The organism is Granulicella mallensis MP5ACTX8 (assembly GCF_000178955.2).
Taxonomy (GTDB): domain Bacteria; phylum Acidobacteriota; class Terriglobia; order Terriglobales; family Acidobacteriaceae; genus Granulicella; species Granulicella mallensis.
The window spans coordinates 4768894-4781206 of the sequence record NC_016631.1 but is presented as its reverse complement, the minus strand read 5'-3'; the positions used below and the strand labels follow the sequence as shown (position 1 = coordinate 4781206).

General features: G+C 57.7%; 10 protein-coding genes. All 10 read left to right on the top strand.

Annotated features, from left to right (window positions below):
* The first annotated feature begins 139 nt into the window (after positions 1-139).
* The 10 genes from ACIX8_RS18655 (at position 140) to ACIX8_RS18605 (ending at position 12275) form a co-directional block, all read left to right on the top strand.
* The gene (locus ACIX8_RS18655; RefSeq protein ID WP_150110668.1) at positions 140-1438 is read left to right on the top strand and encodes a DUF418 domain-containing protein; all 1299 of its coding nucleotides are present in this window, start codon (positions 140-142) and stop codon (positions 1436-1438) included.
* Positions 1439-2003: 565 nt separating this feature from the next.
* On the top strand, positions 2004-3551 hold the full coding sequence (locus ACIX8_RS18650) for a GMC family oxidoreductase (RefSeq protein ID WP_014266934.1): 1548 nt from the start codon (positions 2004-2006) through the stop codon (positions 3549-3551).
* A gap of 225 nt (positions 3552-3776) precedes the next feature.
* Positions 3777-4202 (top strand): hypothetical protein, encoded by a 426-nt coding sequence (locus ACIX8_RS18645; protein WP_150110667.1) that lies wholly within the window; start codon positions 3777-3779, stop codon positions 4200-4202.
* 231 nt (positions 4203-4433) lie between these two features.
* Positions 4434-5729: an MFS transporter gene (locus ACIX8_RS18640; RefSeq protein ID WP_014266932.1), complete on the top strand. Its 1296-nt coding sequence runs from the start codon at positions 4434-4436 to the stop codon at positions 5727-5729.
* Between the two features lie 467 nt (positions 5730-6196).
* Positions 6197-7816 (top strand): outer membrane protein assembly factor BamB family protein, encoded by a 1620-nt coding sequence (locus ACIX8_RS18630; protein WP_150110666.1) that lies wholly within the window; start codon positions 6197-6199, stop codon positions 7814-7816.
* Positions 7817-8136: 320 nt separating this feature from the next.
* Positions 8137-8586, top strand: a complete 450-nt coding sequence (locus ACIX8_RS18625) for an ester cyclase (protein ID WP_014266897.1) — start codon at positions 8137-8139, stop codon at positions 8584-8586.
* Positions 8587-8660: 74 nt separating this feature from the next.
* Positions 8661-9146, top strand: a complete 486-nt coding sequence (locus tag ACIX8_RS24790; protein WP_014266930.1) for a hypothetical protein — start codon at positions 8661-8663, stop codon at positions 9144-9146.
* Positions 9147-9201: 55 nt separating this feature from the next.
* On the top strand, positions 9202-10473 hold the full coding sequence (locus ACIX8_RS18615) for an NAD(P)/FAD-dependent oxidoreductase (RefSeq protein ID WP_014266929.1): 1272 nt from the start codon (positions 9202-9204) through the stop codon (positions 10471-10473).
* An 86-nt stretch (positions 10474-10559) separates the two neighbouring features.
* On the top strand, positions 10560-11183 hold the full coding sequence (locus ACIX8_RS18610) for an NAD(P)-dependent oxidoreductase (RefSeq protein ID WP_014266928.1): 624 nt from the start codon (positions 10560-10562) through the stop codon (positions 11181-11183).
* Between the two features lie 435 nt (positions 11184-11618).
* Complete coding sequence (locus tag ACIX8_RS18605; RefSeq protein ID WP_014266926.1) at positions 11619-12275, top strand: peroxiredoxin; 657 nt, start codon at positions 11619-11621, stop codon at positions 12273-12275.
* The last annotated feature ends 38 nt before the right edge of the window (positions 12276-12313 follow it).

Genomic DNA, 12313 nt, shown 5'->3' with positions numbered 1-12313 from the left:
AACTGTCCTGGAGTCATGTTTGGCACACGTTGTAGCTTCCGCAATCAGAAAACCCGTTGTCTCAACCACCGTAGAGGAAGAGTTGGCAGGGCCTCCTCATCTCCTGAAGCCGCTAGGCCAACAGGAGCGCATCAGCAGCATGGATATACTGCGCGGCTTTGCGTTGATGGGCATCCTTCTCATGAACATAAATGGATTTGGACTGCCGATATGGACTCAATTTGTTCCATTGGGAACGCTTCATCCGGCATTCACCGGCCCGCACGCACACCTCAATGCCTGGGTATGGATTGTGCGATGGATTTTGGGTGAGGGCAAGATGAGAGCACTGTTCTCTATGCTCTTCGGGGCCGGGGTCGTTCTACTGACTAGCCGGGCCGAAGAGCGGGGAGAAGGTGAAAGGGTGGCGGACATCTTCTTGCGGCGCAATATGTGGCTGATTGCGATCGGCCTGCTGCACGCATATCTCATCTGGTTCGGAGATATTCTCGTGTGGTACGGGATGACTGCACTGCTCTTCCTGTACCCCTGCCGAAAGCTAAAAGCCAGGACGCTGCTGACAGCGGGCACGCTTGTGGTTCTAGTGAGTTCCTTGTCTCCCTTCTCGGGGGGCGTGGCACTGCAGGATTTTGGCCTGAGCAGCAAGGCCGCCGCCGCCGCGGCTACTCAGCAGTCAGGCAAGGCGCTGACAGCGGCTCAGATCGGCGACCAAAAGGCATGGGAAGGCCGCTTGGCTGCCTGGAAGCCCGACGCACAGGCCATCGAGTCAGACCTGAACCTGACTCGTTCAGGATATGTCGGAGCACAGATGCATCACGCCTCTGATGCAAGCACGTTTCAGAGTGTGATTTATTACACCCTGGGATTTGGCGACGTGCTGGGCATGATGCTGATCGGGATGGGGCTGGCCAGGAATGGTTTTCTATCCGGCAGATTGCCATACAAGACCTATGCATCGGTTGCGCTGGCGGGGTTCCTTATCTCACTGCCCGCGGCTGCTATGGGAGCGTGGAAGGCCTGTGAGAGCGGCTTTGACCTGATTACCTCGGACAAGTGGCTGTTTCTTCCATATGAACTGGTTCGAGTGCCCGGCGCGTTGGCAACTGCCGCGTTGCTACTCATGCTCGTGAAGAGCGGGTTCTGGCCCTCACTCATGAAGCGAGTAGCGGCAGTGGGGCAAACTGCCCTGAGCAACTATATCTTCACGAGTATCCTGTGCCAATTTGTATTTGTGTGGGGTCCATACAAGCTCTACGAAAGGCTGGAGTTCTATCAACTCTTCTATGTTGTTGCAGCGGTCTGGGCGGTCAACCTGATCTGGAGCTCGATATGGCTAAGATATTTTGAGTTCGGCCCTTTGGAGTGGGTGTGGCGATCGCTGACGTACTGGAAAAAACAGCCGATGCGGTTGCAAAGCAAGGTCGCGCGGGGAGCATGAGGAGGCTATTTCGATTGCGACGCCGAATCGCGATTTGGCCCGATAGCTAACCGCGCAACCTACCTGCGAAAGGCAAAAGCCGATTCGGGACCGCGTCGATGCGGCCCCGAATCGGTTATCCCCATGGTGAACAGCTATTGGGTTGGACCCATTCATTGACCGATGGAAATGGTCAGCCATCCGCTATTAGCTACTTGGGAAGGCCATCGCTCCGGGCATGGAGACTGCAATCTGACGTGCGCACTTTTCAGATGCGCATAAATCGAAAGCGAGACCCTTCGGCTACAACGCTCTGTTTCTTGCTTTTAAATTCAGCGGGTAGGATCGCAACTGTGGCCTCCGGCTCTACGCTCGATGGACAACAGAGGCGATTTTAAGAACTGGGAATTGAGGGTGCATGGATCGTAGGAAATTCGTTTATGGAGCAGGTATTTCTGCTATTGGCATGGCTGCAGGAACTCCGCTCCACTCAAGTGTTTGGGCCGGGCAAGAATCAAAGGGCGATAGCGAAGGCGAGCAGACCGAACTTTCCAAAAGAGTACAAGTCAACCAACAGAAGCTAACGATGTCGCTCAAGACTCACTATGACTTCATCGTTTGCGGGTCAGGGTCATCCGGATCGGTTGTAGCTCGCCGCCTCGCCGAAAACCCCGAGGCCAACGTGCTTCTGCTTGAGGCCGGGGGAAGCGACGCCGTTCCAAGCGTCATGGAAGCCAATCAATGGCCCAGGAACTTCGGGACAGAACGCGATTGGGGCTTCGCAGGCAGTCCAAGTCCATATCTCAATGGGCGCTCCATGCCTTTGCATATGGGAAAGGTGCTAGGGGGCGGATCGAGCATCAACGCGATGGCATGGTCGCACGGACACAGGAATGACTGGGATTCATTCGCCGCGGTGACAGGCGATAAAGCCTGGGGCTATGCGTCTGTGCTCGATATCTATCGCCGCATTGAAGACTGGCATGGGCCGACAGATCCCAAGTACCGCGGGACGGGCGGGCCGGTTTTTGTGCAACCTGCTCCTAACCCAAGTCCGGTCGCTCCCGCCATGGTTGAAGGAGCGAGATCCATCGGAATACCCACGTTCGAAAGCCAGAACGGACGCATGATGGAAGGCGATGGCGGCTCTACGATCCTGGAGTTGCGCGTGCGGGATGGGAAACGTCAGTCGGTGTTCCGCTCCTACGTTTTCCCCTACATGGACCGCCCTAATCTGACGGTGCTTACGAACGCTATGGTTACGCGCGTTCTGTTCGAGGGAAAACGCGCGACTGGCGTGGAGATATCTCACGGGCAGACGATTCGCCGCATAAGCGCCACCTCCGAGGTCGTGTTGTCTCTTGGCGCTATTCATACGCCGAAGGTCCTGATGCAGTCTGGCATTGGAGATCAGGCCCAGTTGAAGAGATTCGGAATTCCGGTGGTCCAGCATCTGCCGGGCGTGGGACAGAATTTTCAAGATCATCCAATTATCAGTTGCGTTTGGGAATACCCGCAGCCATTGGCTCCGCGCAATAACGCAGGCGAGGCGACCTTCTTCTGGAAGAGCAATTCTTCTCTCAAGACTCCAGATCTACAAACTTGCCAAGCAGAGGTGCCGATCTGCAGCGCTGAGACCGTCGCAAGATTTAACCCTCCGAGGGAAGCGTGGACATTGCTTTCCGGCGTAGTCCAGCCAAAGAGCCGTGGACAGGTCAGGATCACGGGGCCCAATCCCTCCGATCCAGTCGAGATCGATGCACAGATCCTGTCGCACCCTGATGACATGAAAGCAGCGGTGGCTGGAGTGGAACTCTGCCGCGCGATAGGAAACTCGGCGGAGCTTCGGCCTTTCGTCAAGCGCGAAGTGATGCCGGGAAACCTGAAAGGCGCGGAACTGGAGGGTTTCGTCCGTGACGCGGCTACAACGTATTCTCATGAATCGTGTACGGCGAAGATGGGACGTGATTCCATGTCTGTCGTCGACAATGAACTCAAGGTCCATGGAATCGAGAACCTTCGCATCGCTGACGGGTCGATCCTTCCCCATGCGATTGTTGGAGGACCGATGGGGCCGTGTGTCGTCATCGGCGAGCGCGCCGGTGAAATCCTAAAGATGAAATACAAGATATAACTCGCTCGAGTTCGCCGCCTCCCATGTGCTCCTCGGGGTACATGGGAGGCGGCGAACCCTGATTTGAATGAGAGCATTGCAATCCTCGACGGGCAGAGTTCCCATGCAAGGGGTTGCGACGTCGTTCGCCCCATCAACAGTCTCGCTGACGATGTGGCCAAGCAAGTTTCGGACAGCGTGACGGTCACTACCGTCTCTATAACCCTGAAAGGCTGGATCAATCTAATGAACCTTCATCTAAATATCAATCGGGTAGCCTTCACCATGCTGGCTGGTCTATCAACGTTAGTGCTGTCCATCGTTTCGGCTGGGCAGAGCGCGACTTCGTTTCATCTACGGGAGGGGCTCTACGTTGCCGGTGGCGGCCATTGTGAAGACACCCCGAACGCGGGCATCCTCGTTTGGGATGGCAAAGGCCTTTCAGGCGCACACGCGAGCAAGTGCCTTACGAAGCAGTTGCAGCGACAAGGGAATTCATTCGAGATACAAACTACTTGCAGCGCTCTGGGAGATGGCACTCCAACCAAACCGGACGTCGAGACTGATACGCTGGTGATTCATTCCCAGTCATCCTTTACGCTCGTGAAGAGATCTGCCGGAGACCGCGGAACTCAGAGACTTAGGTACCAATGGTCATGTGCCTCAATGTAATAGGGCTCGTAAGACCTGCAGCGGCTCAATGACGGCCGAGCTGGGCGCACGCATAGAAACCAAGCGTATTCGACCGATCCCAGCCGTGGGGATGTTGGACCTGTTGATTCTCACGAGAGCGACATCCTTCGCAGGCGATCGTCGAGGAGCGGAATGGCAGGGCGGAGAGATACCCACAGGCATGTGTCTCTCTGCCGTAGATTTTCCTTCAGCAACTAGGGTGAGAATTTAATGACAGTGAACCAAAGTACGACCAAGAACCGCCCTGGCCAAGTACTCTTCGCCAGTCTCGTCGGCACGACTGTCGAGTTCTTCGATTTCTACATCTATGCGACGGCGGCAGTCCTGGTCTTCCCGAAGCTCTTCTTTCCCGCGTCCGATCCAGTTGCCGCAACGCTTGCCTCGCTTGCGACCTTCGGCATCGCGTTCCTTGCAAGACCCGTCGGCTCCGCGCTCTTCGGACATTTCGGCGACCGCATCGGACGCAAAACCACCCTGGTCATCGCACTCTCTACGATGGGGCTGTCGACCTTCGCGATTGGAGCGTTGCCGACGTATTCCACCATCGGTTTCGCAGCGCCCTTGCTGCTCGCGCTCTGCCGCTTCGGACAGGGTATCGGTCTTGGAGGCGAGTGGGGAGGCGCGGTGCTCCTCGCTGTCGAGAACGCCCCGCCGAACAAACGCGCATGGTACGGCATGTTTCCGCAGCTTGGAGCGCCACTTGGATTCTTCCTTTCCGGCGGCGTCTTCCTCTTGCTCTCGCGCCTGCTCACGGACCAGCAGTTCTTCCGCTTTGGATGGCGGCTCCCTTTCCTCGTCAGCGCTGTGCTGGTTCTCCTTGGTCTCTATGTTCGACTCACGATTCACGAGACGCCCGTCTTTCAGAGGGCGTTGGATCGCCAGGAGCAGGTGAGGTTTCCGATGCTGACGGTGATTCGCCGTCACACGCGGCCGCTGCTCGCGGGCATTCTTATATGCCTCGCGACCTTCGTCCTCTTCTACCTCATGACGGTCTTCGCACTTTCGTGGGGCACGACAGTGCTGGGCTTTAGCCGCGGGAAATTCCTGTTGATGCAGTTGGCGGTGATTCCCCTGTTTGCACTCACCATCCCTGCATCCGCTTTGCTAGCCGAGCGTGGGCGTCGTCGCGTGATGCTTGCGATTACGGTAGCGATTGCCTTGTTCGGTCTTGTGATGGCGAAGATCTTCGTTGCTGGGGCAAGTGGGGCAGTGGCGATGATGGGCCTCGGCCTGGCACTGATGGGCATGACCTATGGCCCGCTCGGTACCGTGATCTCAGAACTATTCCCGACGCCTGTACGATACACCGGAAGCTCGCTCGCCTTTAGCTTCGCAGGCATTCTGGGCGGTTCTCTGGCCCCGTATGCCGCGACTTATCTGGCGAGGTCCTACGGTCTGCAGTATGTGGGGTACTATCTCGCCGCGGCGGCGGTGCTTTCGTTCGCAGGGCTTCTGATGGTGCGGGAGACTAAGGACGGCGACCTCACTCGAACCCCAGACATCTAGAGCGGACATGAGGAAAGGCAAGGCCACCCTGCGCGTAAGGCAGAGATGGACACCCCGCAAAAGAGTAACGACGCCCGTCGTTCCGCGAGATATCAAACTTCTATCAGATGGTCGTGATTGGCCGCGAACAAAAGACTCAGCGGCTGCCGGTCTAGCCGCCACTGGACATCCGCCTGTCCCCTTGGGACGAGACCGACGACAGCGATGTTCTCCTCCTGCCTCGGCGTGGGTTCGTCATGGTGCTCTTTGCCATCCCTTAGGGCGGCATCAGCCAAAGCCTTTCCCTCTCCGAATTATTTCGACAATCTACAGCTAATAAAACTTATTCGATGCGGAATATTCCTCGCAGAGCTCTGTTATGCATCTGCAGAGCCAGCGCGGGCCATCGTCAGGCAATTCGGACGATAGTCGGGCAGTCGCGTTGTGAATGTTAGGAAGGCTCTAGCGCTTCACCACCCAAAGGAGAAATGATGAAGATCGATGAGATCCGCAACCGTTCTAAGTTTGCCGTATACGTTGTCGCCATGTTTTGCATCGCCGGCGATTTCGGTAGGGCGCAAAGCGTTTCGCCAACGCCCCCGTCTGGTTCAACGAGCGCAAGCTGGCAATCCGCCGGACAGAGTCTCGGCGACAATCGCCAACAGCCCGCTGAAACTGTGATCAACGCGACCAATGTGCAAGGCCTCAAGGTGAAATGGACTTTCACAACGGGCGGAGACGTCTCGGCAACCCCGACAGTCGCCAATGGCGTCGTCTATGCTCCCGATTGGAAAGGCAACCTCTTCGCTATCGATGCCAACACTGGGCGTCAGGTCTGGTCGCACCAAGTCTCTGAATATGACGGGCAAACCGGTTCAATGTCCAGGGTGAGCCCCCTAGTGCTTGCCGACGAAGTAATCGTCGGAGACAACGTCATTAACAGGACGGCATTGCACAATGGAGCAAATGTGATTGCCGTCGATCCTTCGAGTGGGATACGAAAGTGGATCACTCAAGTAGACCCGCACCCGGGGTCAGTGATAACGGGCTCCCCGACCGCGTATAACGGCATAGTCTATGTTCCGGTGGCCTCCAATGAGGAAGCGCTGGCGGCTGTGCCGGGATATCCATGCTGCACTTTCCGGGGCAGTCTGGTAGCCCTAGATGCCCGCACCGGTTCCATACTGTGGAAGACGTACACGGTTCCCGATAATGGAGGGACGACTGACGGCTATAGCGGCGGGGCGATCTGGCAACAGCCGGCCATTGACGTAGCCCGAGGCTCAATCTACGTAGGAACAGGGGACAACTACACGGTGCCGGATGCCATTGAACAGTGCGAGACGGAACACCTGTCCGATGGGGACACCAGCTCCTGCACTCCTCCGAATGATCACCTGGATAGCGTCATGGCCTTCGATCTAACCACCGGTAAGATCAAGTGGGCAAACAAGATCACAAACTATGATACGGCCAACGCGGACTGTGAGCTCGCACTGGCTCCCGGTGCGACTCCGTGTCCCACGCCTCCTGGCCGCGACTTCGACTTTCCCGGGGCAGGCCCGAACCTCTTGGGGAATATTGTCGGCTTCGGCCAGAAAAGCGGAGTCTATTGGGCGGTGGACCCAGATACCGGCGCCGTCCGCTGGAGTACTCTGGTTGGCCCGGGAAGCTTTCTGGGAGGCATCATGTGGGGGACAGCCTCCGATGGGAACAACATCTATGTGCCTATCGCGAACTTCACCCAGGCGTCCTATAGCCTCAGTCCTAGTGGGCAGGCCATCACCTGGGGATCATGGGCAGCACTGAACGCACAGACTGGGCAAATCGTTTGGCAGACAGCGGACCCCACAAAAGGAGGCATCGACATGGGAGCCGCCAGTGTTGCCAACGGAGTGGTCTACGCTGGCTCTTTCTCGGGAGCGATGTATGCCTTGAACGCAGCATCGGGAAAAATCCTGTGGAGCTTCGCGAGCGGTGGATCAGTCGTTGGCAGCCCATCTATCGTGAATGGCGTGGTCTATTGGGGTTCTGGGTATACAGCCCTGAACCCGACGGCAAACGGCATCGGGAACAACAAGATATACGCCTTTAGCCTAGGCAATTAGCGGACTACTTATACCCACTGCTGCGTGGGCCCGAACGCTGCGACGACAGGATCCGTCGCAGTGTTCGGCTCAGGCTGCAGCCTTGATCAATTGACGCGGCCCGGCCCTGCTGCAACTTGCAACCTAACTTGCGCTCCATGGTCGGCCCGTCGAGAAAATAGATCCCCCGTCGCCCTGCTCGGCACCGTAAACAAACGATGAAAGTGAATACGAAAGCAAGATACGGAGTGTTGGTTGTCTTGCATGGGAATAGCTTTCGAGATGCAGAGAGACGAGAGCCATGTTGGCCTTCGCCATACCCGCTGCAAAAGGAAAAGACCATGTCGAAAGAACAAGACAACAAAGCCATCGTAGGCCGTTGGTTCACCAGCTTCTGGGGTCCCAAGTGCGACCTCAGCATCGTTGACGAACTCGCCGCCCCTGACATGCTCCTGCAGTACTCGCTGCACGAGCCCCGCCGCGGACACGCGGACATCAAGGCGTTCATGACCGACTTCCGCGCCGCGTTCCCGGACCTCAGCTTCGGCGGGGCGGCAGACCTCATCGCCGAGGGCGACCTCGTCGTTGGCCGTTGGGTCGGCGGCGGCACGCACAGCGGGCCCGCGTTCTCCGACTTCCTGGCAGGATCGCTGCCCGCCGCGACAGGCCGCAAGATGCACTTCACCGGAACCACGGTGCTGCGTCTTGAGGACGGCAAGATCGTCGAGGAGATCGGACTCGACGACGGCGTCACCGCGCTCACCCAGCTCGGACTCATCCGCACCGTATAACCCGGGACGCAGACCGCTGCCTATGACGCCGCGGTCTGCTGCCCGATCTAGCCCCAGCGGCGGGAGAACTCCACATGAATACTGCAGCAATCATCATCATCAGCGGATGCACGTCGGCGGTCATCGACATAGTGACGACCATGGTCATCACGTCCGCCCAGGGAATGCCCCCGCGAACGCTTCTACAGTTCATCGCCAGCGGAGCGCTCGGCGACCGTTCCTTTGAGGGAGGCCTGAAGACTGCGTTCGTCGGCCTTGCACTTCACTTCTCGATCGCACTTGCGGTCTCTTCAGCCTATTTTGCCGCAAGCGTCTCGTTCCCCTCCGTCTCACACGACGCAGTAGCCTTTGGGCTCCTCTTCGGTATAGCCGTCCACGTCTTCATGAGCGGTGTTGTGGTTCCACTTTCCCGCACACCAAAAGTTGTCTTCACGATCAGAGGCTTCCTGATCCAGCTCGCGGTGAATGCCGTCTGCGTGGGGCTGGTCATCGCTTTGATGCAGACATTCCTTTCGGTGCGATTTGGGCAGATGCAATACCGGCCCATAGTCGAGGGTTAGCGACTCCGGACTTTGCCTGGCTAAACGTCCCGCAGGGATAGAGAGGAAAGCTGAAATGGTCACTCCAAACGCGAAGATATATGGCAAGTACAATTCGGCGGAAGCCTACCAACTGCGGGACTTCCTAACGCGCAGCGGAGTCGTAGTGGAATGGTCGGAGCTCAACTCTGACGAGGAAGCAAAGCGACTCGGGGCGAGCGGCCTGTCAGATGCCCGACTTCCAATCTGCGTGCTGAGCCAAGGCTCTGTGCTATTCAGGCCGACTATCCGTGATCTGGCCGCCGCGCTCGACTGGTTTCGCGAGCCGAAGCACCAAGACTACGACGTGGCGATCTGCGGTGCGGGACCGGCCGGGTTGAGCGCCGCCGTATATGCGGCATCAGAAGGCCTCAGGACGATCGTCGTCGAACGCTCTGCCGTCGGGGGGCAAGCAGCCAGCACATCGCGCATTGAGAACTATCTGGGATTCCCAGATGGGATCAGCGGGTGGGAACTCTCCACGAAGGCGCGACAACAGGCGCAGCGATTCGGCGCGGAGATCATCGTCACAGCCGAAGGGATCGGCCTTGGCTTCGACAATGGCTCCCTGGTCGGACATCTGGCGGGCGGGGGCAAGATCGTCACAAGAGCAGCGATCTGTGCCACGGGTGTCGAATACGCCAAGCTAGGCCTCCCGAACGAAGAGCGCTTCCTGAATCACGGCCTTTTCTACGGCGCAGGTCCGAGCGAGGCGGTGCTGTCCGAAGGGCACGTGTTCATCGTGGGCGGGGGGAATTCCGCTGGGCAAGCGGCTCTACACTTCGCCGCCTATGCAGAGAGGGTCACGCTGCTCGTTCGTGGGCAACATCTCGAAGACACTCTCTCAACATATCTCTTGGAACGCATAGAGCATTCCGAGAGAATCGAAGTCCGAACGCAGAGCGTCCTGACCAGTCTAGAGGGCGGAGACTCCCTAACGGGAATCACCTATAAGTCTTGTCTCACTGGAGAGGAAACATGCGCGAAGACGCAAGGTGTGTTCGTGTGCATCGGCGGACGTCCTCGAACTGATTGGATAACGCCCGGCCCACTCTATACAGACAGTGCGGGCTACATCCTGACCGGAGACGACTTGGAAGGGATGGAACCGCCTATCGGGTTTTGGCTGGACGGCCGCAGACCAATGCTCCGGGAATCCAGCATGCCCGGACTCTTCGCTGCCGGAGACGTTCGCCACAACTCCATCAAACGAGTTGCGACGGCTGTGGGAGAGGGGGCGACGGCGGTCTCAATGGTCCATCAATACCTCTCGCTCAAGCGTCGCCCCCTTGACTACCAAAACCTCTGACTTTACACGGGGAGGGCCCCGCCGACCGGCGCAGTTATGCCCTCTCCACCGATGAACCGAACTATGAACAACTCAAGGAGCGAACAATGAACGTCGTACTGTATGGAGCAACAGGCAACAGTGGAAGCCGCATCCTCAAGGAGCTCGTTTCGCGGGGCCATTCGGTAACTGCGATCGCACGCAACACATCCAAGATCCCAACTGAAGTCACTGCAAAGCAGGACGACCTCAGCGACGTGAATACGATTGCGTCATTGATCTCTGGTGCCAGCGCGGTCATCAGCGCTTACAACCCACCACCGGATGATACTGACGCGCTGATCGGGGTAACGGAACGCCAAATTGCAGCGGTCAAGAAGGCGGGCAATATCCGTCTCATCGTTGTCGGCGGCGCCGGCTCGCTCGAAGTAGCGCCGGGAGTGACCCTGCTCGCCTCCGGCCATCTCCCAGCCCCGTATGTTCCCCTCGCGACTTCCCATGGAAAAGCTTTGGACATGCTGCGGGCGTCGGACATCAACTGGACCTATTTCAGCCCTGCGGCTTTCTTTCAGCCGGGCGAGCGCACCGGGAAGTTCCGCCTTGGCAACGACGAGCTCGTAAGCGATGCGGATCGCCAGAGTCGCATCTCGATGGAGGACTACGCAATCGCTATCGTTGACGAGCTCGAAATTCCGACTCACGAACGGGCACGATTCACCATTGGCTACTAACAACCAGCCGCCCGCGTCTCCAGGCGCGGGCGGCCTCTCATGACCATGAGAGAGTTTCAATCTGAGACGTAAACGCACTTCGAGAGACATCGATCAAGTCGTGGCTCTCGTTCGCGGGGTCGTTGCCCTGATGAGAGCAGACGGGAACCTACAGTGGGATGGAGATTGGCCTTCCGCGCTGACAGCGTCGCTCGTCCTCACGAGATTCGCATCCCCTCATACACCTCGCCGCCACACACTCCACGGATCATCCATTTCCGTTAGCGCCGATGGCCGATCGCTGTTCACCAAAGACGAGAATAAATGGGGAGAAGAGGTGTTTCCCCCACAGCGAGGATTCATCGATGCAGCGCGGCACGAACGGCGTCATTGACTCACCTGCGTTGATACGAACAGATCCTCGCCACAACTACGACACAACTGAAAGGCCACACGATGTCACTACGGATCAACGATATTGCCCCTGATTTCACAGCCTCAACCACACACGGTACGATCCGCTTTCATGAGTGGATCGGTGACACTTGGGCCATCCTGTTCTCACACCCTAAAGATTTCACGCCTGTATGCACGACCGAACTAGGGGCCGTGGCTGCGTTGGAGAACGAGTTCGCAGCCAGAGGGACAAAAGTCATCGGACTGAGCGTCGATCCCGTCGAGAATCATCGCAAATGGGCCCAGGATATCGAAGAGGTGAGTGGTCACACCGTCAACTTCCCGGTAATCGGTGACCCGACCCTTGAAGTATCGAAACTGTACAACATGCTTCCAGGAGACGCGGGAGAGAGCAGCGAAGGCCGGACTCCGGCAATGAACGCGCCGGTGCGCACTGTCTTTATCGTTTCACCCGACAAGCGAATCAAGCTTACGCTCTCCTATCCGATGACCACGGGTCGCAATTTCGACGAAATCGTTCGGGTACTCGATTCGATGCAGCTTACAGCGAGGCACAGAGTAGCCACGCCAGCCAATTGGGAACAAGGAGATGACGTGATCATTACACCGGCCGTCCCCGACGAAGAGGCTACGACCGCATTCCCTGGCTACAGAACAGTCAAGCCATACCTTCGGATCACCAGCCAACCGAACTAGGCGTTCTGTCACTCTCCACGAAAGATCGAGCCTCCCCG